19 protein-coding genes are annotated in these 22,822 nt (G+C 66.5%); 12 read left to right on the top strand and 7 right to left on the bottom strand.

The features are described 5' to 3' along the window. Nucleotides 1-30: 30 nt before the first annotated feature. Entirely contained in the window at nucleotides 31-1,500 is a 1,470-nt protein-coding gene (gene purF, locus U1769_RS16255; RefSeq protein WP_332718045.1) for an amidophosphoribosyltransferase, read from the top strand. A gap of 103 nt (nucleotides 1,501-1,603) precedes the next feature. Next, nucleotides 1,604-2,314 (top strand): SDR family NAD(P)-dependent oxidoreductase, encoded by a 711-nt coding sequence (locus tag U1769_RS16250; RefSeq protein ID WP_332718043.1) that lies wholly within the window; start codon nucleotides 1,604-1,606, stop codon nucleotides 2,312-2,314. 36 nt (nucleotides 2,315-2,350) lie between these two features. Here the strand turns inward: U1769_RS16250 and U1769_RS16245 are convergent, their stop codons facing one another. The 6 genes from U1769_RS16245 to U1769_RS16220 all read right to left on the bottom strand — a co-directional run bounded on the left by U1769_RS16245 (nucleotide 2,351) and on the right by U1769_RS16220 (nucleotide 10,295). Beyond that, nucleotides 2,351-3,514, bottom strand: coding sequence for a serine hydrolase domain-containing protein (locus U1769_RS16245; protein ID WP_332718041.1), 1,164 nt, complete (start codon nucleotides 3,512-3,514; stop codon nucleotides 2,351-2,353). A 1-nt stretch (nucleotide 3,515) separates the two neighbouring features. Continuing rightward, nucleotides 3,516-4,787 (bottom strand): class I SAM-dependent methyltransferase, encoded by a 1,272-nt coding sequence (locus tag U1769_RS16240; RefSeq protein WP_332718039.1) that lies wholly within the window; start codon nucleotides 4,785-4,787, stop codon nucleotides 3,516-3,518. 55 nt (nucleotides 4,788-4,842) lie between these two features. After that, nucleotides 4,843-6,201: a cryptochrome/photolyase family protein gene (locus tag U1769_RS16235; protein ID WP_332718037.1), complete on the bottom strand. Its 1,359-nt coding sequence runs from the start codon at nucleotides 6,199-6,201 to the stop codon at nucleotides 4,843-4,845. Nucleotides 6,202-6,259: 58 nt separating this feature from the next. Further along, nucleotides 6,260-7,294: a 2-oxoacid:ferredoxin oxidoreductase subunit beta gene (locus U1769_RS16230; RefSeq protein WP_332718035.1), complete on the bottom strand. Its 1,035-nt coding sequence runs from the start codon at nucleotides 7,292-7,294 to the stop codon at nucleotides 6,260-6,262. Further along, complete coding sequence (locus U1769_RS16225) at nucleotides 7,291-9,282, bottom strand: 2-oxoacid:acceptor oxidoreductase subunit alpha (RefSeq protein WP_332718033.1); 1,992 nt, start codon at nucleotides 9,280-9,282, stop codon at nucleotides 7,291-7,293. The genes U1769_RS16230 and U1769_RS16225 overlap by 4 nt, the downstream gene beginning before the upstream one ends. A gap of 95 nt (nucleotides 9,283-9,377) precedes the next feature. Beyond that, on the bottom strand, nucleotides 9,378-10,295 hold the full coding sequence (locus U1769_RS16220; RefSeq protein ID WP_332718738.1) for a histone deacetylase family protein: 918 nt from the start codon (nucleotides 10,293-10,295) through the stop codon (nucleotides 9,378-9,380). 34 nt (nucleotides 10,296-10,329) lie between these two features. Here U1769_RS16220 and U1769_RS16215 point away from each other — a divergent pair, with 34 nt between their 5' ends. From U1769_RS16215 to U1769_RS16170, 10 genes are all read left to right on the top strand, one after another. Beyond that, complete coding sequence (locus U1769_RS16215; RefSeq protein ID WP_443030377.1) at nucleotides 10,330-11,328, top strand: alpha/beta hydrolase; 999 nt, start codon at nucleotides 10,330-10,332, stop codon at nucleotides 11,326-11,328. Beyond that, the gene (locus U1769_RS16210) at nucleotides 11,328-11,807 is read left to right on the top strand and encodes an RNA pyrophosphohydrolase (RefSeq protein ID WP_332718029.1); all 480 of its coding nucleotides are present in this window, start codon (nucleotides 11,328-11,330) and stop codon (nucleotides 11,805-11,807) included. The genes U1769_RS16215 and U1769_RS16210 overlap by 1 nt, the downstream gene beginning before the upstream one ends. A gap of 31 nt (nucleotides 11,808-11,838) precedes the next feature. Continuing rightward, nucleotides 11,839-12,732, top strand: a complete 894-nt coding sequence (locus tag U1769_RS16205; protein WP_332718027.1) for a DUF481 domain-containing protein — start codon at nucleotides 11,839-11,841, stop codon at nucleotides 12,730-12,732. Nucleotides 12,733-13,189: 457 nt separating this feature from the next. Continuing rightward, nucleotides 13,190-14,398: a hydrolase gene (locus tag U1769_RS16200; RefSeq protein WP_332718025.1), complete on the top strand. Its 1,209-nt coding sequence runs from the start codon at nucleotides 13,190-13,192 to the stop codon at nucleotides 14,396-14,398. Next, a complete protein-coding gene (locus U1769_RS16195; RefSeq protein WP_332718023.1) occupies nucleotides 14,395-15,411 on the top strand; it encodes an arginine N-succinyltransferase in 1,017 nt (338 codons plus the stop codon). Before U1769_RS16200 ends, U1769_RS16195 begins: the two co-directional genes overlap by 4 nt. Before the next feature lies 1 nt (nucleotide 15,412). Next, nucleotides 15,413-16,660: an N-succinylarginine dihydrolase gene (locus U1769_RS16190; RefSeq protein ID WP_332718735.1), complete on the top strand. Its 1,248-nt coding sequence runs from the start codon at nucleotides 15,413-15,415 to the stop codon at nucleotides 16,658-16,660. A gap of 65 nt (nucleotides 16,661-16,725) precedes the next feature. Further along, the gene (locus U1769_RS16185; RefSeq protein WP_332718021.1) at nucleotides 16,726-16,944 is read left to right on the top strand and encodes a hypothetical protein; all 219 of its coding nucleotides are present in this window, start codon (nucleotides 16,726-16,728) and stop codon (nucleotides 16,942-16,944) included. Between the two features lie 66 nt (nucleotides 16,945-17,010). Beyond that, nucleotides 17,011-17,928 (top strand): sulfate adenylyltransferase subunit CysD, encoded by a 918-nt coding sequence (gene cysD, locus U1769_RS16180; protein WP_332718019.1) that lies wholly within the window; start codon nucleotides 17,011-17,013, stop codon nucleotides 17,926-17,928. Nucleotide 17,929: 1 nt separating this feature from the next. Beyond that, entirely contained in the window at nucleotides 17,930-19,933 is a 2,004-nt protein-coding gene (gene cysN, locus U1769_RS16175; protein ID WP_332718017.1) for a sulfate adenylyltransferase subunit CysN, read from the top strand. Beyond that, complete coding sequence (locus tag U1769_RS16170; protein ID WP_332718014.1) at nucleotides 19,930-20,676, top strand: 3'(2'),5'-bisphosphate nucleotidase CysQ; 747 nt, start codon at nucleotides 19,930-19,932, stop codon at nucleotides 20,674-20,676. The genes cysN and U1769_RS16170 overlap by 4 nt, the downstream gene beginning before the upstream one ends. A 151-nt stretch (nucleotides 20,677-20,827) precedes the next feature. On the opposite strand, the gene U1769_RS16165 is transcribed toward U1769_RS16170, so the two are convergent. Continuing rightward, nucleotides 20,828-22,789, bottom strand: a complete 1,962-nt coding sequence (locus tag U1769_RS16165) for a TonB-dependent receptor (RefSeq protein ID WP_332718732.1) — start codon at nucleotides 22,787-22,789, stop codon at nucleotides 20,828-20,830. Nucleotides 22,790-22,822: the final 33 nt, after the last annotated feature.

The raw sequence follows: 22,822 nt of genomic DNA, 5'->3' as shown, positions 1-22,822 counted from the left end.
GGGCGACGCTACTCCCCCCCGAAGGGCGCCATGCTTACAACGAACCCATTCGACGCCCCTATTGACGGGGACAAGCTGCGCGAAGAGTGCGGCATTTTCGGCGTATCCGGTAGCGAAGGCGCGGCCGCTTTGGTCGCGCTCGGCCTGCACGCGCTGCAACATCGCGGCCAGGAGGCCGCCGGCATCACCAGCTTCGACGGCAGCGAGTTCCACACGCACCGCGCGATGGGCCATGTCGCCGGCAATTTCGATCGCGACGAGATCATCCAGGCGCTGCGCGGCAATGTCGCCTGCGGCCATGTCCGCTATTCGACGACCGGCGAGACGGCGCTGCGCAACGTGCAGCCGCTTTATGCCGATCTCGCCTCGGGCGGCTTCGCGATCGCGCATAACGGCAACATCTCCAACGCGATGCGGCTGCGGCGCGATCTCGTCCAGCGCGGTTCGATCTTCCAGTCAACCTCCGATACCGAGACGATCATCCATCTCGTCGCCACCTCGAGCTACCGCACCTTCGTCGACAAGTTCATCGACGCGCTAAAGCGAGTCGAGGGCGCCTATTCGCTGATCGTGATGACGCCGGAGGGCATGATCGCCTGCCGCGATCCGCTCGGCATCCGCCCGCTGGTGATGGGCCGGCTCGACGGTGCGGTGATCTTCGCGTCCGAAACGGTGGCGCTCGACGTAGTTGGCGCGACCTACGAGCGCTCGATCGAGCCAGGCGAGCTGGTGATCGTACGCGGCACGGAGATCAGCTCGCACCGTCCGTTCGCGCCGGTTTCGCCGCGGCCGTGCATCTTCGAATATGTCTATTTTTCGCGGCCCGATTCGATCTCGGACGATCGCAGCGTCTATACCGTGCGCAAGGCAATCGGCGCTCAGCTTGCGATCGAAAGCCCTGTCGAAGCCGACCTGATCATCCCCGTGCCCGATTCGGGCACCCCGGCGGCGATCGGCTATGCCCAGCAATCGGGCATTCCGTTCGAGCTCGGCATCATCCGCTCGCATTATGTCGGCCGCACCTTCATCCAGCCGGGCGACAAGGTCCGCCATCTCGGCGTGAAGCTGAAGCACAATGCCAATCGCGCCCTGATCAAGGGCCAGCGAATCGTGCTGATCGACGATTCGATCGTGCGCGGCACCACCAGCCTGAAAATCGTGCAGATGATGCGCGAGGCCGGTGCCGCCGAGGTGCATATGCGCATTGCCAGCCCGCCGACCCGACATAGCTGCTTCTACGGCGTCGATACGCCTGAGCGCGCCAAGCTGCTCGCGGCCAACATGAACATCGCCGAGATGAACACCTATATTCAGGCCGACAGCCTGGCGTTCGTCTCGATCGACGGCCTGTACAAGGCGCTCGGCGAGCCGTGCCGAGCAGATATCCGACCGAGCCATTGCGATGCCTGCTTCACCGGCGACTATCCGACTCAGCTGACCGATCAGGACGAAGTCGCTTCGGTCGATCAGTTCGCCCTACTCGCCGAGCGAGTCATATAAATTTCCGCTCGTGCTGAGCTTGTCGAAGCACCGTTCTTTCCTTTCCCGCGGCGCGCGATAGAAGAGCGGCCCTTCGACAAGCTCAGGGCGAACGGAATTTATTGTGACTGACCTCCCCCTCGCCAACCAGATCGCCCTCGTTACCGGGGCCAGCCGCGGCATCGGTGCCGCCACCGCCAGGGCGCTCGCCGCAGCCGGCGCGCATGTCGTGCTGACCGCGCGCACCGCCAAGGATCTGGAGGAGGTCGAGACCGCGATCTTCGACGCCGGTGGCAGCGCGACCATCGCACCGCTCGACCTGACCGAGACCGACAGCATCGCCCGGCTCGGTGCCGCGATTGGCGAGCGCTGGCCGCAACTCGACATCTTGGTGCTCAATGCAGCGACCCTGGGCAGTCTTGCCGCCGTGCCCGCGATCGATGCCAAGGAACTCGCCGCCGTGCTGACGCTCAACGTCAGCGCCCAGGCCGCGCTGATCACCGCATTCGATCCGATGCTGCGCCGATCCAAGCGAGCGCGCGTAATCGGCATCACCTCGAGCGTCGGCCGCGCGCCGCGCGCCTATTGGGGCCTGTACGGCGCGTCCAAGGCCGCGTTCGAGACGTTGCTCGGCGCTTATGGCGACGAGATGGAGCAGATCAGCAGCATCCGCGTCGCGATCGTCGATCCCGGCGCCACGCGGACGAAGATGCGCGAACGCGCCTATCCCGGCGAGGATCCCGCGTCCGTGAAGGCGCCCGAAGTCGTGGCGGACCGGCTGGTTGCCCTGCTCGGCGAGGATTTCGCCACCGGCCATTTCGAACGAGTCGACTGACCTATTCCCCTCTCGCGTGCGGGAGGGGATTTACGCCTACTGGGCCGCCGCGATCAGCTTCTGCGCAAAGGCCAGCCGCTGCAGCGTCAGCGCCCGATCGCTTGCCTTGGGCGCAGCGCTGACCATCGCGATCACGATCTTGCGGGCCGGATCGATCAGGATGCTCTGGCCGAAAATCCCCTGTGCGCCGAACACGCCGGCCGGATAGGTCCACCATTGATAGCCGTAACCGAAGCCGCCCGGCGCCACCTGGGCATGTGCCCGGGTCGCATCGGCGAACCAGCCATTAGCAACCACGCCGTGCCCGCCCTCGAGCGCGAACTGGCCGAACCGCGCATAGTCGCGCAGCGATACCGACAGGCAGCAGCCGCTGACCTCGGCGCCGGTCTGGTCCTTCATCCAGAAGCCGTCGCGCTCCATGCCGGCGGGCTTCCAGATATTCTCCTCGGCATAGGCCGCCAGCGTCTTGCCCGTCGCACGGCGCACCAGCACGCCGATCAGGTTGGTCTCGCCCGTCTTGTAAGCCCAGGTCGTGCCCGGCGCGGTCTCGCGCGGCAGCTTGCGCATGAAATACACCGTCGGATCGACTCCGGCCGGCACCGGTTCGAGGAACATCCGCGCCACGTCGGACTTGGGATCGGTGTAATCCTCGTTCCATTTGACGCCCGACGTCATCGTCAACAGCTGCGCGACCGTTACCCCGTCATAGCCGCTGCCGCCGAGATCGGGGATGTAGCGCGTCACCGGATCGTTCAGTGACTTGATCGAGCCGTCCTTCAACGCCGCCCCGACCAGGGTCGAGGTGAAGGATTTGGCGACCGAGAAGCTGGTCCAGCGCCCCTCCGCCGTCAGCCCGCGCGCATAGCGTTCTAGCCGGACCTTGCCGTCCTGCAACACGATCAGCCCGGCGACGTTCATCGCGGCGAGGAACGCATCGACCTCGCCCGCCGGGATCGCCAGCGGCGCACCTGCCGGCAGCGCGCGCAGCCGGGCGGGATCGGCCTTGATCATATTCCCCGGAAACAGCTTCTCCATCGCCGGGAAGTTCGCGTCGCGCTGCGCCTGCGACCAGAATAATATCTCGGCGCCGACCTGGCGCTGAGTCGCCTCGGTCGCCGCCGGCTGTGCCTGTCCGAAGCCCTGCGCCGGGATCAGCCCGGCCAGCGCGAGCGCGAGCGCGCCGATCAACTGCCTGTTCATCTCATTCCCCCCGGACCAGCGTGACCTGGGCGACATGGATTCCGCCGCCGCTGAACCCGCCCTCGCAATACATCAGGTAATATCGCCACAGATCGACGAAATGGCGATCGAATTCGGTGGGCAGCCGCCCCTCCATCACCGCCAGGTCGAACGCGGCCCGCCAGCGCTTCAGCGTCTCGGCATAATGCAGCCCGAAATTGCGCTGATCCTGCCACCCCAGCCCCTCCGCCTCGGCAATCGCGCGGAACCGCGCTTCCGACAGCAGCATGCCGCCGGGGAAGACGAAGCGCTGAATGAAATCGACATTGCTCGCATAGGCATCGAAGATCGCGTCGTCGATCGCGATATACTGGATCGCCGCGCGCCCGCCGGGCTTGAGGACCCGCGCGATCGTGCGAAGATAGGCTGGCCAATACTCCGCGCCGACCGCCTCGACCATCTCGATACTGGCCACGGCATCATAGCGGCCGGCCACGTCGCGATAGTCGGTCAGGGAGACGGTGACGCCGTCAAGCCCGGCGCCCGCCATCCGCGCTGCCACGGCGCGCTGCTGTTCGGCCGAGAGCGTGATGCCATGAACCTTCACACCCGCCCGCGCTGCGGTCTCGGCAAAGGAGCCCCAGCCGCAGCCGATCTCGAGGATCGTGTCGCCCGGCCCGGTCGCGGTACGCGCGAGGATCGCGGCGAGCTTGGTCGCCTGTGCACTTTCCAGCGACTGCGCCGGGGAAATCGGCTCGTCGAACAGCGCGCTCGAATAGGTCATGCCGGGGTCGAGCCACTGGCTGTAGAAATCATTGCCCAGGTCGTAATGGAATTCGATGTTGCGCCGCGCCCCACTGCGATGGTTGCGGCGCAGCGCGTGCCACGCCCGCCCGAACAGGCGCACCGGGCCGCGTGCGCGCGCCACTTCGCCAAGCGGGCGGCGATTGCGCATGAACAGATCGAACAGCGGCACCGGATCGGGGCTGCGCCATTCCCCGCGCGACCACGCCACATACCAGCCGGCCGAGCCACCCATGGCGAGGCGGATCAGCGCCCGCCAGCTGACGATATCGACGATCGCCACCGGCCCGGTGCCGCGCCCACCGAGCACCCGGTTCGTCCCGTCGGGCAGCGATGCTTCGATCGATCCGGCCTCCAGGCCCAGATCGATCCGGTCGAGCAGGCGGTGGAACTGCGTCGCAAAGGGCGCCAGCAGCCGGTCGACCCGGCCAGTGGCCTGCCCCGCGCGCGTCCCCAAGCGACGTCCCCTGTTCGGCGCTGATGCATTCATAGGCGGCTCTCATGCACCTACAGGAAGGGCGGGAAAAGCGATTCCTGTCGCGCCGTCATCGCGTCGCTTTCACCGCCGCCAGCGCCCGCTCGCGCGCCTCGCGATGGCCGATGATCTTAGCCGGATAGGCGGCGGGACGAGCGCCCGCGGCATCGGGATCGTGGATCGCCGCATCGGGAAGGTCGGCGAGTTCGGGCACCCATTGCCGGATATAGCCCGCCGAATCGAATTTCGCCGACTGGGTGAGTGGCGCCATGATCCGCACGAACATGTTCGAATCCACGCCCGTGCCGGCGGTCCACTGCCAGTTCACGCTGTTGTTGCCGTAATCGGCATCGACCAGCGTGTCCCAGAACCAGCGCTCGCCCTCCCGCCAGTCAATCAGCAGATGCTTGATCAGGAAGCTCGCGGCGATCATTCGCACCCGATTGTGCATCCAGCCGGTCGCCCAGAGCTGGCGCATCCCCGCATCGACGATCGGATAGCCGGTACGGCCCTGCCGCCAGGCGGCGAGATCGGTCTCGCTACGTCGCCAGGCCAGATCGTCGAGCGCGGCACGGCCGTTCTTCGCGCCATAGTCCGGAAATTGCAGGATCACATTCTGCGCATAATCGCGCCAGGCGAGTTCCTTCAGGAAGGTCGTCGGATCGCCTTTCGCGGCGGCGACGCGGTGCCACACCGTCGCCGGCGAGATTTCGCCGAAATGCAGATGGGGCGAGAGGCGCGAGCTGCCCTCGATCGATGGCAAATTGCGGGCGAGGTCATATGCCGCGACTTCGGGCAAGAACGTATCTAACCGCTCCAGCGCTCCGGCTTCGCCCGGCGTCCATTCGTCGCGAAAGCCCCCTGCCCAGTCCGGTTTGGTCGGCAGTAGCGCCCACGTGTCCAGCGCGTCGCTCTCCGGCCAGACCCCGGGCGCTGTAATGGACTCAGGGGCCGGGCTCGGCGCGGGCGGCGGCATCCGTTCCTGCAAGGCGCGCCAGAACGGCGTGTAGATCCGGTAAGGCTGGCCCGCCCCGGTGGTGATCGATCCCGGCGCAGCCAGGTAATTGCCGTCATGCCGGACGAGATCGAGCGTCTGCGCAACCGCGCGCTCGGCATTGCGCCACCACGGCTCATAATGGCGCAGACAATGCACGCGCGTCGTCCCGGTTTCCTGCGCAAGCGCGGCGAGTACCGTCTCAGCCCGGCCCCGCTTCAGGATCAGCCGCGAACCCATGCCGCGCAACCGGGCATCGAGCGCGGCGAGGCTGTGGTGCAGCCACCAGCGCGACGCGCCGCCCATCGCGCGATGCTGCGGGGTCGCGTCGTCCAGGATATAGACCGGTATCACCGGCCCTTCCGCCACAGCCGCGGTCAGCGCTGCGTGATCGCTCAGGCGCAGATCGCGGCGCAGCCAGAGAAGGGACGTCATTCTCTCCTCGGGAGCATTCTCCCCTCCCGTTTGCGGGAGGGGAAGGATCGTGCGCGCGTCAAATGACGTGCGGCTGCTTCTCGACCTGCCAGGTCTGGCCCTGCGACAGGAGCTTCTGCAGATCGGGCTTCTTGCCCGCGCTCGCCTGAGCGTTCTGGGCGACGACCGCGCTCTCGAAAGTCGGGGCGGGATCGTCGTACAGCACGCCCAGCGCCATCGGGAACGGCCCGAACGGCATCTCGACCAGCATGTGCGCCACCGCGCGGTTGGTCTGGTCGTGCACGATGACATGCGCTGCCGCCCAGTCGCCATCCACCACATCGACCACCTTCAGCACCAGCCTCTCGGTATCGAGCGCCAGCCCCTTGGTCCCGCCCTCGAACAGCAACGGCTTGCCATGCTCGACCCACAGCTGATTGGCCGCGGCATTGGCCTTCTCGGTGAAGGGCGCGAACACGTCGTCATTATAGACGATGCAGTTCTGGAAGATCTCGACGAACCCGGTGCCCTTATGGGCATAGGCCGCCTTCAGCACCGCCGGCAGGTTCTTGTTCACATCGATCGCGCGCGCCACGAAGCGCGCGCCCGAGCCGAGCACGAAGGCGCACGGCGTCAGCGGCCGGTCGAGCGAACCGAACGGTGTCGAGGGGCTGCGCGTGCCGACATGGCTGGTCGGCGAATATTGCCCCTTGGTCAGGCCGTAGATCTCGTTGTTGAACAGCAGCACCTGGCAATCGAGGTTGCGGCGGATCAAATGCATGGTGTGGTTGCCGCCGATCGACAGCGCATCGCCGTCGCCGGTGATGATCCAAACGTCGAGCTCGGGATTGGCGAGCTTCACCCCCGTCGCCACCGCCGGCGCACGGCCATGGATGGTGTGGAAGCCATAGGTCTCCATATAGTATGGGAAGCGCGACGAGCAGCCGATGCCGCTGACGAACACCGTATTTTCGGGCCGCGCGCCGATCTCCGGCATGGTGCGCTGCACGGCCTTGAGGATCGCGTAATCGCCGCATCCCGGGCACCAGCGCACTTCCTGGTCGGTCTCCCAATCCTTGGGCAGGGTCTTGGCGATCGGGGTCATGTCGTTCATGAGCGTGGTTCCGGATTGCGGTTGGCACCAATGTGGATCGCGGCCGTATCGAGATCCTCGTCGCCGAGCGAGGTTGGCAATTGGTGCGTGTCAGCGGGTACTTCGCTGTGCATTTTCCCACCACCGAGCGCCTCGTCGATCGCTGCTTCGATTTCGGCGATCATGAAGGGCTGCCCGGAAATCTTGTTGAGTGGCCTGGCATCGACCAGATACTGGTCGCGGAGCAACGTCTTCAGCTGACCGGTGTTCATTTCCGGTACGAGGATCTTCTCGTAACTCTTCAGCAACGCACCGAGATTTCCGGGAAGCGGCCAGATGTGCCGGATATGGACATGGCTTACGTCGAGGCCACGGCGGCGTGCGCGGCGCACGGCCTGGTGGATCGGGCCATAGGTCGATCCCCAACCGACGATTACCAGCTTGCCGCTCGTCTCGCCCAGCTCGACCGTCTGGTCGGGCACGTCGATGCCGAGCACCTTGTCCCGCCGGATATCGGTCATCGCCTGATGGTTGGCGGCGCCATAATCGATATTGCCGGTGCCGAGTTGCTTCTCGATCCCGCCGATGCGGTGGAGCAGGCCGGGGGTGCCGGGCTTTACCCAGGGCCGGGCCAGCTTCTCGTCGCGGGCATAGGGCAGGAAACCACCCTCCGGTGCTTCCTCGAGATATTCGACCGGGAACGGCGTATAGCTGTCCATGTCCGGCACCAGCCAGGGCTCGGCTGCGTTGGCGATATAGCCGTCGGTCAGCAGCATCACCGGCGTCATATACTGAACCGCGATGCGAACCGCTTCGATCGCGCAGTCGAACGCGTCGGCCGGGCTGCGCGCGGCGATCACCGGCATCGGCGAATCGCCGTTACGGCCATAGACTGCCTGATAGAGATCGGACTGCTCGGTCTTGGTCGGCAACCCGGTCGAAGGGCCGCCGCGCTGCGAATTGACGATGACGAGCGGCAGCTCGGTCATGATCGCAAGCCCCATCGCCTCGCCCTTGAGCGCGATGCCCGGGCCCGAGGACGAGGTAACACCCAGTTGCCCGGCATAGGACGCGCCGATCGCGCTGGCGATCGCGGCGATCTCGTCCTCCGCCTGGAAGGTCGTGATGCCGAATTCCTTCAGCCGCGACAGATGATGCAGGATCGCCGAGGCCGGCGTGATCGGATAACCACCGAAGAACATCTTCACGCCGGCCAGCTGGACGCCGGCGACCAGGCCGAGTGAGATCGACTCGGCGCCCGTCACGGTGCGGTACAGGCCCGGCTCGGCCGGCGCCGCCGCGACATGATGCTGCTTCATCGGCCCGGCCAGCTCGGCCGTCTCGCCATAGGCGTGGCCGGCGTTGAGCGCGGCGATATTGGCCTCGGCCAACACCGGCATCTTGGCGAATTTCGCCTTCAGCCAGTCGACGATCGGCTGACGCTCGCGGTCGAACATCCACAGCGCGAGCCCCAGCGTCCACATGTTCTTGCAGCGGAGCGCTTCCTTGTTGCCCAGCCCGAACGGCTTGACCGCGTCGAGCGTCAGCTGCGAGATGTTGAACGCCAGCAGCTGCCATTTGGCCAGGCTGCCATCGTGCAGCGGGCTGACCGCATATTTCGCCTTGGCCAGGTTGCGGTCGCCGAACTCGCCTTCGTCGGCGATGATCAGCCCGCCGGGCTTGAGCGCGTCGACATTGGTCTTGAGCGCGGCCGGGTTCATCGCCACCAGCACGTCCGGCGCGTCGCCCGCGGTCTCGATCGCGGTCGATCCGAAATTGATCTGGAAGGCGGAGACGCCGAACAAGGTGCCCTGCGGCGCGCGGATCTCGGCCGGGAAATCGGGGAAGGTCGCCAGGTCGTTGCCGGCCAGGGCGGTGGAAAGCGTGAACTGCCCGCCGGTCAGCTGCATGCCGTCGCCGGAGTCTCCGGCGAAGCGCACAACGATCGATTCTGCGGGTGGGTGGGCGGACGCCTCGGCTGGCGTCAATTCGTGAACGGCGGATGCCATTGATGCACTTCCTGTGGATTTTGTACACGCCCTCTATGCCCGGAGCGTTGACTGGCCAAGCTAGTTCGATCGGGGGCCAGTGCAAATCCTTCTTTTCAATCGCGTCCGGCTCGGGCGCGAGCAAAGGCGCGGCCCAGCGCGACGATCGACGCGACATGGCGCCGCGCGACCGCCAGCACATCGGCACCATAGCCTCCGCCGACCGTGCTCGCGAGCGCAATCCCGCGCTCGATCGCGAGGCGCGCGACCAGCGCCTCCCGCCGCTCCAGCCCAGCCTCGCTCAGCGCCAGACGACCAAGCCGATCCTCGGCAAAGGGGTCCACGCCTGCCTGATAGAGGATGAGATCGGGGCGGTACGAGTCGAGCAGCGGCGTTAGCGTCGCCTCGAGCCGTTCGAGATAGGCCGTGTCCCCCACCCCGTCGGCCAGCGCCACGTCTACCGTCGATCGCGCCTTGCGCGCCGGGAAATTCTTCTCGGCATGGATCGAATAGGTCGCGATTCCCGGCCGCCCGGCAGTGAGCGCGGCGGTGCCGTCGCCCTGATGCACGTCGCAATCGACGATCAGCACGCGCTCAACCCGCCCCTCCTCGACCAGCCGGATCGCGGCAATGGCGAGATCGTTGAAGATGCAATAGCCCGCCCCGGTCGCGGCCAGCGCATGATGGCTGCCCCCCGCGCTGTTCGCGGCAAAGCCATGTTCCAGCGCCAGCGTGGCGGCGAGCCAGGTGCCGCCCGGCACGATCTGCGCGCGCGCCGCCACCAGCGGGGTGACCGGAAAGCCGATCCGCCGCTCCTTATCACGCGGCACCTGCGCGGCGATCACTTCGGCGACATAATCCGGGTCATGCGCTTCCTCGATCCAGCAGCGCGGCATCGCCGCCGGCTCGAACCAGGCAAAGGTCTCGCCCCGCTCGCGCAACAGGTCGCGGATCATGCCGTTCTTGTTCCAGCGATATCCGCTGCTTGAGGGCGCCGGCACGACATAAGCGGGGTGATGGACGACCGGGATCATCCTCCCTACGTAAGTGGCCGATCGCGCTGTCGCCATGCGGCGCCGATGGGAGAGCTTTGTGACTGAACCCTTTGTCCGCCCCGACGTCCGCGCCTTTCTCGATTTCCTCAACTCCATGCCCGGCCCGAAGATGCACGAAATGGACGCGCCCGCCGCGCGCGGCGTCTATGCCGCGATGAAGGACGTGGCCGATCCGCCGGTCGGCGAGCTCGCGACGATCCTCGATCTCGCCATTCCCGGCCCGGCCGGCGCCATCCCGGCGCGGTTGTTCGATGCGAAGGCGCACCGCGAGCCCGGCCCGGCCATGCTCTATTATCATGGCGGCGGCTTCGTGATCGGCAATATCGAGACTCATGCCAGCTTCTGCGCCGAGATCGCCCGGACCCTCGATATCCCGGTCATCTCGGTCGATTACCGCCTTGCACCCGAAAATCCCTGGCCCGCCGCGCCGGACGATTGCGAGGCGGCAGCCCGGTGGGTGGCGGCGAACCCGGCCGACCTTGGCCGCAAGGTCACCAGCCTCGTCGTCTGCGGCGACAGCGCCGGCGGCAATCTGGCGATCGTCACCGCGATGGTGCTGCGCGACGCGCCCGCCGCCGTGCCGGTGATCGCGCAATTCCCCATCTATCCGGCCACCGATGCCTCGAAGGAATATCCTTCTTACACCGTTTACGCGGAAGGTTTTCTGCTGACCCGCGACAGCATGGACTGGTTCCAGGCCTCCTATGATGCCGAGGCTACCCATATCCGCACCTCGCCGCTGATCGGCGATCTGGCCGGTATGCCGCCGGCGGTGGTGATTACCGCCAGTCTCGATCCGATCGGTGATCAGGGTCGCGCCTATGCCGGTGCGCTCGCGGTGGCCGGGGTGCCCGTGATTTTTCGCGAAGCGAAGGGCAATATCCACGGCTTCGTCACCCTGCGAAAGGCAATTCCCTCCTCGGCCGGCGACGTGGCGGGCGCGCTGGCAGCCCTGAAGACGGTGATCGTCGAGGCGGAAGGCGACCGCGTCATGGCCCAGGCAGCCGGCTGATGATCGATCCGGCCACCCTCCCCTACCGCCCCTGCGCTGGCGTCATGCTGCTCAACCACGCCGGCCTCGTGTTCGTCGGCCAGCGCATCGATTCCACGGTCGAAGCCTGGCAGATGCCGCAGGGCGGGATCGACGACGGCGAGGATGCCGAGGCAGCAGCGCTGCGCGAGCTGGGCGAGGAAACCGGGGTCATGCCCGACAAGGTCGCGCTGATCGCCGCCGCGCCGGACGAGCTCTTCTACGATCTGCCGCCGGACCTGGTCGGCAAGGTGTGGAAGGGCAAATGGCGCGGCCAGCGCCAGCGCTGGTTCCTCTACCGCTTTTTCGGCGAAGACAACGACGTGGACATCGCGACCATGCACCAGGAATTCCGCGCCTGGCGTTGGGTGGCGCCCGCCGAGCTGCCCGAGATCATCGTGCCGTTCAAGAAAACGCTCTACGAGAACGTCCTGTCCGCCTTTGCCCCGCATCTCGGTTGATCGCACGCGCAGGCACGCTATCCCTGTCGGCGTGACCCGCCTCCCGCTCCTGCTCGCCGCGCCGCTGATGCTCGCAAACGCGCAGCAGGCGCCGATACCGCAGCCTGTAAAGGCGATGCTGGATGCCGCCATGGCGTCAGGCAACGAAGCCGAAGTCGCGACCGTTTCAAAATATGCCCGTGCCGCCGCGCCCGACTCGGCCGACGCGATCGCTGCCGCGGTCGACGGCTGGAGCAAGGCCCGCACGGCGCAGCGTGAGGCCAGCCTGCGCGAGGCCGGCCCGCTCGATCTCTGGCATGGCCGTGCCGAGCTTGGCGGTTACCTGACCGCCGGCAACACCCATGATACCGGGGTGAGCGGCGCGATCGACCTGTCGCGCGAGACGGTGCGCTGGCGCCACAAGGTCCAGCTCGCCGCCGATTACAAGAAAAGCGCCGGGGTGGTCAGCCGCGAACATTATCTCGCTGCCTATGAGCCCAATTTCAAATTCTCGCCGCGCGGCTATGTCTATGGCGCGGCGCAATATGAGGCCGATCGCTTCCTCGGCTACACCAGCCGCTATTCGGCCTCGCTCGGCGCCGGCTACAGCGCGATCCGCAAATCTGGCGTCTCGCTCGATCTGGAGCTCGGCCCGGCCTATCGCGACACTTCCTTCACGGACGGCACCACCGAAAGCAGCGTCGCCGCCCGTGGCTCGGTCGATTTCGACTGGAAGCTGAGCAAGACCATCTCGCTCAGCCAGGATGCATCGGCCTATGTCCAGCATTACAACAGCACCGTCAGCAGCACGACCGCGCTCAGCGCGAAGCTGATCGGCCCGCTGGCCGCGCGCTTCTCCTATATCGTGCAATATGAAAGCATGCCGCCGGTGGGACGCGTCGGCACCGACACGACAAGCCGCGCGTCGCTGGCGTACAGCTTCTGACAAGCAGGCTCGCGTCTGTATCGCCCGGCATCGATCAACGCTTGGGATTGCGCTCGATACCTCGCCCATGCAGCGAGCAATCAACCAAGATTCGCCGACGGATGACGATTCGAATCGTGCGTCGCAGGGCGATTCAACATTCGATCGTCCAGTGTCAGTGACCGGCAGCGAACAGTTCCGAAACACGAACGCCCGCCATCGCCGGGCGCCAAATCGAGTGCCTCTTCATGACCATTTCATGCGGCCGTTGTCGCCGATTTCGACACTGTGACGGCTCACATTTCCCCTGTTATCGAATAACAGGGAAAACGGGCATCAAGAAATTGAAAAAAAATAGTATTTTATCCAACAAAACGGCCCGTAACAGGGAAAGAAAAAATACTTCTCTCCATTACGACATCGTAACGAGAATGTTCCTGCTGTTCCCGCACCCCGGGAATCCGGCTACCACCGCGTCATGACCGCGCTTTCCACCGCCGAACGGGATGCCATCGCCACCCTCTCCGACGCGGCGATGCTTGCCCAGCTGCAGGACTGGGCGACGATCAACAGCGGCACCCGCAACCTCGCCGGAATCGCTGCCATGGCGGGCAAGCTCGGCGATGCCTTCGCAGCCCTGCCCGGCCGGATCGAGCTGGTCGAGCCCGCCGCGGTCACCAGCGTCGGCCCGGATGGCACCGTCTCCGATCTCGCGCATGGCCGGCACTTCCACCTCACCGTCCGCCCCGACGCGCCGGTGCAGATGCTGTTCACCGGCCATATGGACACCGTCTATCCGGTCGATCACCCGTTCCAAGCACTGACCTTCCGCCCGGACGGCGCGCTCAACGGCCCCGGCGTCGCCGACATGAAGGGCGGGCTTGCGGTTATGCTGGCCGCGCTGAGCGCGGTCGAAGCGTCGCCGCTCGCCGGCCGGATCGGCTATGAGGTGGTGATCAACTCCGACGAGGAAACCGGCTCCTTCTCCTCCGCCGCGCTGCTAGCCCGCGCCGCGCAGGGCAAGATCGCTGCGCTGACCTACGAACCCGCCCTGCCGGACGGCACGCTCGCCGGTGCGCGCGGCGGCACCGGCAATTTCTCGATCGTGGTCACTGGCCGCAGCGCGCATGCCGGCCGCAATCCGGAGGAAGGCCGCAATGCCATCGTCGCCGCCGCCGATATCGCGCTGCGCCTGAGCCGGCTGCGCGGCCCCGGCCTCGCGGTCAACCCGGCGCGGATCGAGGGCGGCGGACCCAACAATGTCGTGCCCGAGCTCGCCATCCTGCGCGTCAATTTCCGCCCCGCGACTCAGGCCGAGATCGCCCGCGCCCAGGCCGCGATCGATGCCGTTGCCGCCGCCGTCGCCGCCGAGCACGACGTGCGCGTCGAGGTCCATGGCAGCTTCAACCGTCCGCCCAAGCCAGTCGATCCGGGCGCCGAAAAGCTGTTCGAACTGGTCAGGACGGCCGGCGCCGATCTCGGCCTCGCTATCGCCTGGCGCGCGACCGGCGGCGTGTGCGACGGCAACAACATCGCCGCATGCGGCGTGCCCGTGGTCGACACTATGGGCCCGCGCGGCGGCGCGATCCATTCGTCGGACGAATTCCTCCTCGTCGACAGCCTCGCCGAACGCGCCGCGCTGTCGACTCTCACCATGCTGCGCATCGCCGCAAAAGGAACCTTATGAGCTTTCGTATCCGGGCCGCGCGCGACGAGGATCTGCAGCCGCTGTACGAGATGGCCAAGCTGACCGGCGGCGGCTTCACCAACCTGCCCGCCGATCGCGCCGCGCTGAAGATCAAGCTTGCCCGCAGCCACGATGCGTTTGCGCGCCCCGACGACAGCCTGGCGGACGATCTGTTCGTACTCGTGCTGGAGAATGTCACGACCGGCGAAGTGCGCGGCACCTGCCAGATCTTCACGCAGGTCGGGCAGCGTTATCCCTTTTACAGCTACCGCATCGGCACGCTCGCTCAGCACAGCGCCGAGCTGAACCGCACCTTCCGCGCCGACATGCTCTCGCTCACCACCGATCTCGAAGGCTGCAGCGAAGTCGGCGGCCTGTTCCTTCACCCCGGCGAGCGTGCCGGCGGCCTCGGCCTGCTGCTCGCACGCAGCCGCTACCTGTTCATCGCCCGCCACCGCGCCCGCTTCGCCGACCGCATCCTCGCCGAACTGCGCGGGATCATCGACGAGGCCGGCGGATCGCCTTTCTGGGACGGGCTGGCCGGCCGCTTCTTCGGCATGAATTTCCAGGATGCCGACCAGTTCAATGCGGTGCGCGGCCACCAGTTCATCGCCGATCTCTTCCCCAAGCATCCGATCTACATCGCCATGCTCTCGGAAAGCGCCCGCGCCGCGATCGGCCTGCCCCACCCCTCGGGCCGCGCTGCGATGCGCATGCTGGAGAATGAGGGGTTCGCCTTCGAGAATTATATCGACATCTTCGACGGCGGCCCGACCATGACCGCGAAGACCGACAATGTCCGCACCATCCGCGAGGCGTCCAGCGCCACCATCGCGTCGATCGACGACGACGGTGGCGAGGCAGCGCTGATCGCGACCGGCCGGCTCGCCGATTTCCGCTGCGCCTATGGCCGTGTCCGCCCGCAAGACGGCGGCGTCGCTGTCGATCGCACCGCCGCCGCGGCACTGGCGCTCACCGAGCAGGACGAGATCAGCCATGTCGGCCGGCTTTAAGATGCTGAAGGAGATCAACTTCGACGGCCTGATCGGCCCAAGCCATAATTACGCCGGCCTCAGCCCCGGCAACCTCGCCGCGACCCGCAACGCCGGCAAGGTCGCCGCGCCGCGCCGCGCCGCGCTGGAGGGAATCGCCAAGATGCGGGCCAACCTCGCGCTCGGCCTGACCCAGGGCGTGCTGCTCCCGCTCGCACGGCCCGATCATGCCTGGCTGGCCAGCCTCGCGACCGATTACGCCGCCGCATCGCCCCACCTTCAGGCACAGGCGCTGTCCGCCTCGGCGATGTGGGCGGCCAACGCCGCGACCGTCTCGCCCGCGCCCGACACGTCCGACGGCCGCTGCCACCTCTCCGTCGCCAATCTTGTGACGATGTCCCACCGCAGCCACGAATGGCCCGGCACCCTCGCCCAGTTGCGCCTCGCCTTCGCCGATCCGCACTTCGCCGTGCACGGCCCGGTGCCCGCCCCGTTCGGCGACGAGGGCGCCGCCAATCACATGCGGCTGTGCGTCGCGCATGGTCAGCCGGGCGTCGAGATCTTCGTCTACGGCGTCTCCGGCGGCCCCTTCCCCGCGCGGCAGCACCGCGAGGCCAGCATGGCGGTCGCGCGGCGACATGGGCTCGCGCGGGCGCTGTTCGTCGAGCAATCCGAAGCGGTGATCGCCGCCGGTGCCTTCCACAACGACGTGGTCGCCGTCGCCAATGAACGTGTGCTGTTCGCGCACGAACTGGCCTTTGCCGACAAGGACTCTTTCTACGCCGATCTGCGCGCCCGTCTGCCCGAAGTCGAGATCGTCGAGGTCCCGGCGGCGCGCGTCAGCCTGGCCGATGCCGTCTCCTCCTATCTGTTCAACGCTCAGCTCGTGACTCTCCCCGATGGCGGGATGGCGCTGATCCTGCCCGAGGAAGCGCGCGAAAACGAAGCGGTCTGGGCCTGGCTGCAGGAGATGATCGCGGGAAACGGCCCGATCCGCCGGCTCGAGGTGGTCGATGTCCGCCAGTCCATGGCCAATGGCGGCGGCCCGGCCTGCCTGCGCCTGCGCGTGGTGGCCGATCCGGCGACGATCGATCCGCGCTTCCTGGTCGATGAGGCACGGCTCGATCTGATCGCCGGCGTTGTTGGGCACCATTGGCCCGAGGAGATTCCCCATGACGCCATCGCCGATCCGGCGCTGATCGCCACGATCGAACGCGCCCGCACCGCACTGCTGGAGGCGACGGGAATCGTCGAGTTAATTTACATTTAACCATATTTATGAGTCCGGAATCGCGGGAATCCGCCATTGGCCCGGTCATTGCTTAACGGAGGGACATGTGGACCAAAATCTCTCGCCTGTTCATCATCAAGACCAAGTTCGAGGCCTTTGCGGTCATCTACGGCCTCGGCACCGGCGCGGTGGAACGCGGCGTGCATTATCTCGAGCAATATCCCGGCTTCGGTGGCTGGCTGCTGTTTGCAGTCTGCCCGATCGCGGTCTTCATGGCCGGCGCGCGCATCCTCGATTCGGTCGAGCGGACGGCGATGGAGTGAGCCACCTTTCACCCGCAACAGGATAAGTTGATCGCGCTCGGCGGTTTCGCCACTATCTGCACGACGATGCCTGCTTCCCCCAGCCTTACCGCTCTGACTCATCTGCAACGCCTCGAAGCCGAGAGCATCCACATCATGCGCGAGGTCGTGGCCGAGGCCGAGCGCCCGGTGATGCTCTATTCGGTCGGCAAGGATTCGGCGGTGATGCTGCATCTCGCCCGCAAGGCCTTCTTCCCGGCGCCCCCGCCCTTCCCGCTGCTCCATGTCGACACGACCTGGAAGTTCCGCGACATGTACGCCCTGCGGGACCGCGCCGCGGCCGAGGCAGGCATGGAGCTGCTGGTCCATCGCAACCCGGAGGCCGAGGCCCGCGGGATCAACCCGTTCGATCACGGCAGCCTCCACACCGACATGTGGAAGACCGAGGGGCTGAAACAGGCGCTCGACCAATATGGCTTCGACGCAGCGTTCGGCGGCGCGCGGCGCGACGAGGAGAAGAGCCGCGCGAAGGAGCGCATCTTCAGCTTCCGCTCGGCCCGCCAGCGCTGGGACCCGAAGAACCAGCGCCCCGAGCTGTGGAAGCTCTACAATGCCCGCAAGAGCCGCGGCGAGAGCATCCGCGTCTTCCCCCTGTCCAACTGGACCGAGCTCGACATCTGGCAGTACATCCTCGCCGAAGGCATCGAGATCGTCCCGCTCTATCTCGCCGCGCCGCGCCCCACTGTCGAGCGCGACGGCCTGTTGCTGATGGTCGATGATGATCGCTTCCGGCTCGAACCCGGCGAAGTCCCCGTGGAACGCTCGATCCGCTTCCGCACGCTCGGCTGCTATCCGCTGAGCGGCGCGGTCGAAAGCGAGGCCACCACGCTCTCCCAAGTGATCCAGGAAATGCTCCTCACCACCACCAGCGAACGCCAGGGCCGCGCGATCGACCACGATCAGAGCGCGAGCATGGAAAAGAAGAAAGCGGAGGGGTATTTCTGACATGAATGGCACATTTCATGTCGCCCCGGCGAAGGCCGGGGTCGCAGGCGGCACGGACGCCCCTGCTATCGATAGCGGCATCGGCCGGGGCGACGAGGTCTACCAGACCGACGCGCTCATCGCGTCGGACATCGACGCCTATCTCTCGCTCCACCAGAACAAGTCGCTGCTCCGTTTCATCACCTGCGGCTCGGTAGACGACGGCAAATCGACCCTGATCGGCAGGCTGCTCTACGATTCGAAGATGATCTTCGAGGATCAGCTCGCCGCACTCGAAGCGGACAGCAAGCGCGTCGGTACCCAGGGGCAGAATATCGACTTCGCCTTGCTCGTCGACGGCCTCGCCGCAGAGCGCGAGCAGGGCATCACGATCGATGTCGCCTATCGCTTCTTCACGACCGAGAAGCGCAAGTTCATCGTCGCGGACACCCCCGGCCACGAACAATATACCCGCAACATGGTGACCGGCGCCTCGACCGCCGATCTCGCCGTGATCCTGATCGACGCGCGCAAGGGCGTGCTCACCCAGACGCGGCGGCACAGCTACCTCGTTCACCTTCTCGGTATCCGGCACATCGTGCTCGCCGTGAACAAGATGGATCTGGTCGGCTATGACCAGGCTGTGTTCGACTCGATCGTCGCGGAATACCGCGCCTTCTCCGATTCGATCGGCATCGACAGTTTCACCGCCATCCCCCTCTCCGGTCTCGCCGGCGACAATATCGCGTCGCGCTCCACCGCGATGGACTGGTATGCCGGCCCGTCGCTGATCGAGCATCTCGAAACCGTCCCGCTCGGCGCCGATGCCGCGCAGGCGCGCGCGTTCCGGCTGCCGGTGCAATGGGTCAACCGCCCCGATCTCGATTTCCGCGGCTTTGCCGGCATGATTGCCTCGGGCGTGGTGCGCCCCGGCGATCTGGTGCGCATCCTGCCTTCGGGCAAGACCACCCGGGTCGCGCGCATCGTGTCGATGGACGGGGACCTGGGTGAGGCCGTAGCGGGTCAGTCGATCACGCTGACGCTGACCGACGAAATCGATTGCTCGCGCGGCGACGTCATCGCGACCGCGGCTGCGCCCCCGGAGGTCGCTGACCAGTTCAAGGCAACGATCGTCTGGATGGCGGAGGAGCAGCTGCTGCCCGGCCGCACCTACTGGATGAAGATCGGCACGCAACTGGTCGGCGCGAGCGTTCAGCCGCCCGATTATGCGGTCGACATCAATACGCTGGCCGAACTGTCGGTGAAGACGCTGGGGCTGAACGACATCGGTGTCGCTCAGCTTTACACTGACCGGCCGATCGTGTTCGAGCCGTTCAGCGACGGCGCCGATCTCGGCGGCTTCATCCTGATCGACCGCGCCACCAACGCGACCGTTGCGGCCGGCATGCTCAGCTTTTCGCTCCGCCGCGCGCAGAACGTGCACTGGCAGGCGATCGACGTCACCCGCGAGGCGCATGCCGCGCAAAAGGGCCAGAACCCGAAGGTGCTGTGGTTCACCGGCCTGTCCGGCTCGGGCAAGTCGACCATCGCCAACCTGGTTGAGAAAAAGCTCCACACGCTCGGCCGCCACAGCTTCCTGCTCGATGGCGACAATATCCGCCATGGGCTCAACAAGGATCTGGGCTTCACGGATGCCGATCGGGTGGAGAATGTCCGCCGCATCGGTGAAGTCGCCAAGCTGATGGCCGATGCCGGGCTGATCGTGCTGACCGCCTTCATCTCGCCCTTCCGGGCCGAGCGCGACCTGGTGCGGTCGATGCTGCCTGCGGGCGAGTTTGTCGAGATCTTCGTCGATACCCCGCTGGCCGAGGCAGAGAAACGCGACGTGAAAGGCCTCTACGCCAAGGCGCGCAGCGGCGAGATCGCGCATTTCACCGGCATTTCGAGCCCCTATGAAGTGCCCGAGCGCGCCGAGATCCGCGTCGATACCACACGCGAAAGCCCCGAAGCCGCCGCGGAGCGCATCGTCGAGCACATCATGGGCGTGTGGAGCCCGGACCTGTGACGACCCGCACCGATGCCGAAGTCGCTCGTTCCGTGGCGCTGGCCGCCGCCGCGCTGCTGCGCGATCTGTGCGCGGCCGGAAATTGCGCTGACGGCGATCTCAAGCGGCGCGGCGATGCCGAGGCCAATACGCTGATCCTCGCTCAGCTCCACGCGGCCCGGCCCGATGATTTCGTCCTGTCCGAAGAGGCGGCCGACGATCGTACCCGCTGCGCCGCGAGCCGAGTCTGGGTGGTCGATCCGCTCGACGGCACGCGTGAGTTCGGCGAACGGCGGGAAGATTGGGCAGTCCATATCGGCCTCGCGATCGATGGCGTACCGGTGACGGGCGCGGTCGCGCTGCCCGCGGTGCACAAGGTGTTCGTAACCGACGATCCGGTCCCTGCCCTGCCGCCCCTGCCGGCCCGACCGCGCATGGTGGTCAGCCGCACACGCGCGCATGAGATCGTCCGTCAGGTCGCCGCGGCGCTCGACGCCGAGCTGGTGCCGATGGGCTCGGCCGGCGCCAAGGCGATGGCCGTGGTCGACGGCCATGCCGAGATCTATCTCCATGCCGGCGGGCAATATGAGTGGGACAATTGCGCGCCGGTCGCGGTCGCGCTGGCGGCCGGGCTGCACGCGTCGCGGATCGACGGCAGCCCGCTCGTCTATAATTGCGCCGATCCGCTGCTGCCCGATCTGCTGATCTGCCGGCCCGAATATGCCGAGGCAGTCCTTGCGGCGGTCGCCGCGGCGGCTCCGTAGCGGGATAGCGGCTGCGGCGCTCGCAACGCCGGTGCCCGTCGATTCAAACCTGTTCCACGCATGCCATTATGGCAATGCGGCAATCACGCTTGCCGCGATCCGCTCTTTCTCATGACCGGAGAAATTGGAATTTCTTCCCCATCGGTTTGGTTCAGCCGCTGAACTTGACCCCGATCCACAATGTGCGCGGCGTGCCCAAGTCCATCGATCCGTCGGCGTTGCGCGTGATCACCGTCTCGTCGAACAGGTTTTCCGCCCGGGCGATCACCGTGAAGTGCTTGCCGATCGGCAGTCGGGCGACGGCATCGACGGTCAGCACATCGGGCAGGTTCCCGGTTTCCAGATCGTCTTCATATTGCAGGCCGACATAGCGCAGCGTGGTCGAGAAGCACGGTCCCGCCTTCGGTTCCCAAGCCAGCGTCGCGCTCGCCGCGTGGCGCGGGCTTTGCGCCGGGACCATATCGTTCAGCGGGGTGCCCGGCGCCCGCACATGGCTGTCGCTGAAGGCGTAGGAGCCGTCCAGCGAGATCGCCCCATGCCGGATGCCCGCCGTGACCTCGACGCCCTTGGCGATGATCGCGTCCACGTTGCGGCGCTGGCGGGTGTTGGTGCCGATCGTCACATTGGCGATGGCATCGTCCAGCCGGTTATAGAAGGCAGTGACGCCAAGCGAGACTCCCGGCGCCGGCGTCAGGTCGATCCCTCCCTCGATCCCCTTGAGCTTCTCCAGCCCGAGATTCTCGTTGGCCTGAGTCACGATGGGAAACACGGTGAAGGGTCGGTACAGTTCGTTGAGCGTCGGCAAACGGAAGCCGGTATAGCCGGCCACGCGCACCGCGACGGCGCTGCTCGCATGGAATAGCGCACCCACCCGTCCGGTCGCCTCGAAACCATCGCGGTCGGCGAAGCGCTTGTCGCTGTTCAGCGCGCCGCTGGGTGCCAACTCGCGGAAGAAGCCGTTGGTGATGGTCCAGCGGTCCCCGCGCACGCCGCCGGTGAGGATCAGGTCGCCGATCGTCCAGTCGTCCTCGACGAACACGCCGATCGTGCTGTTGTTGCCGCCGGCGTTGCGGCGCGCGGTGACGGCACCGCTGGCGGCATAGCCATCTTCGAACAATTCGCCGTCGGCCAGCCGCGCATCGACGCCGATGCGCAGGACATGGTCGGGGCCGACCGGCGGACGTACCTCGATCTTGCCGCCATAGCCGGTCGAAGGCGTGTTGCGCTGGTCGAGCGTCAGCTTGAAGCTGGTCGCGCTGATCACCTTGTTGGTGAAGTTGCGTGCCTGGACATAGGCCAGCGCGTCGACTGCCCAGTCGCCGCGGTGGACCAGGCGGACGCTGGCGTCCTGCCCTTGCGAACTGCTGTCGGCGCCCCGGAAACGCAAGGTGCGGTTGTCGCGAAAGACGAGGACACGCGCCTGGAGCTCGGTCTGCGCGTCGATCGGCGCGACCGCGCGGATGCCGCCCGACCAATCCTCGAACCGGGCCCGCGCGTCGGCTGGCGTCCGCTGGGATTCGGGCGTGGTGCGATAGCCGTCGCTGCGCTCCCATTTGCCCGAAACCGACACGAAGCCGCTGCCCAGATCCGGCGTCAGGCTGGCGGAGACATTCTGCGAATCAAAGCTGCCGTAAAAGGCGCTGCCAGCCAGCAGCGGCAGATCGGCGCGTGTCGCGCTGGCTAGCTCGACCGTCCCCGCGACCGCACCGGCGCCGAACGCCCCCGCGCCGCCGCCGCGCGTGATCCTCACGCCCGCGAACCGGTCTGCCGCCAGCGCGTTGAACGGGATATAGCCGAAGAACGGATCGGCCAGCGGCACGCCGTCAAGCAGCACCAACGCGCGGCTCGACGCGTTCCCTCCAAGCGCGCGGAGCGTCACGCCCTGCGCGGAGGGATTGGCTGACCGGCTGTCCGAGCGACGGAATTGCTGCAGCCCCGCCACATCGGCCAGCACGTCTTCCAGCCGACCGGAAGCATCGCCGTTCAGCCGGTCGCGGTCGATCACCACCGAACCATAGGCCGGCGTGCCTGGCGGCAGCGGCAGTCCGGTGCCGAGCACGATGATATCGGCCGGGTGGGCCGCGTCTGGCGTTTCCTGGGCAAGAGCCGGCATGGGCAACAACAGGGCAATAAGAGGCAGGCCGTA

The organism is Parasphingomonas zepuensis (assembly GCF_036663735.1).
Lineage (GTDB): Bacteria > Pseudomonadota > Alphaproteobacteria > Sphingomonadales > Sphingomonadaceae > Sphingomonas.
This window is presented reverse-complemented; position numbering and strand designations above follow the sequence as displayed.

Bases quoted from the DNA above. Each gene is read 5' to 3' on its own strand.
- purF (WP_332718045.1), top strand. From the start codon at position 31: ATGCTTACAACGAACCCATTCGACGCCCCTATTGACGGGGACAAGCTG.
- U1769_RS16245 (WP_332718041.1), bottom strand. From the start codon at position 3,514: ATGAACAGGCAGTTGATCGGCGCGCTCGCGCTCGCGCTGGCCGGGCTG.
- U1769_RS16240 (WP_332718039.1), bottom strand. From the start codon at position 4,787: ATGAATGCATCAGCGCCGAACAGGGGACGTCGCTTGGGGACGCGCGCG.
- U1769_RS16235 (WP_332718037.1), bottom strand. From the start codon at position 6,201: ATGACGTCCCTTCTCTGGCTGCGCCGCGATCTGCGCCTGAGCGATCAC.
- U1769_RS16230 (WP_332718035.1), bottom strand. From the start codon at position 7,294: ATGAACGACATGACCCCGATCGCCAAGACCCTGCCCAAGGATTGGGAG.
- U1769_RS16225 (WP_332718033.1), bottom strand. From the start codon at position 9,282: ATGGCATCCGCCGTTCACGAATTGACGCCAGCCGAGGCGTCCGCCCAC.
- U1769_RS16220 (WP_332718738.1), bottom strand. From the start codon at position 10,295: ATGATCCCGGTCGTCCATCACCCCGCTTATGTCGTGCCGGCGCCCTCA.
- U1769_RS16215 (WP_443030377.1), top strand. From the start codon at position 10,330: ATGCGGCGCCGATGGGAGAGCTTTGTGACTGAACCCTTTGTCCGCCCC.
- U1769_RS16210 (WP_332718029.1), top strand. From the start codon at position 11,328: ATGATCGATCCGGCCACCCTCCCCTACCGCCCCTGCGCTGGCGTCATG.
- U1769_RS16200 (WP_332718025.1), top strand. From the start codon at position 13,190: ATGACCGCGCTTTCCACCGCCGAACGGGATGCCATCGCCACCCTCTCC.
- U1769_RS16195 (WP_332718023.1), top strand. From the start codon at position 14,395: ATGAGCTTTCGTATCCGGGCCGCGCGCGACGAGGATCTGCAGCCGCTG.
- U1769_RS16190 (WP_332718735.1), top strand. From the start codon at position 15,413: ATGCTGAAGGAGATCAACTTCGACGGCCTGATCGGCCCAAGCCATAAT.
- U1769_RS16185 (WP_332718021.1), top strand. From the start codon at position 16,726: ATGTGGACCAAAATCTCTCGCCTGTTCATCATCAAGACCAAGTTCGAG.
- cysD (WP_332718019.1), top strand. From the start codon at position 17,011: ATGCCTGCTTCCCCCAGCCTTACCGCTCTGACTCATCTGCAACGCCTC.
- cysN (WP_332718017.1), top strand. From the start codon at position 17,930: ATGAATGGCACATTTCATGTCGCCCCGGCGAAGGCCGGGGTCGCAGGC.
- U1769_RS16165 (WP_332718732.1), bottom strand. From the start codon at position 22,789: ATGCCGGCTCTTGCCCAGGAAACGCCAGACGCGGCCCACCCGGCCGAT.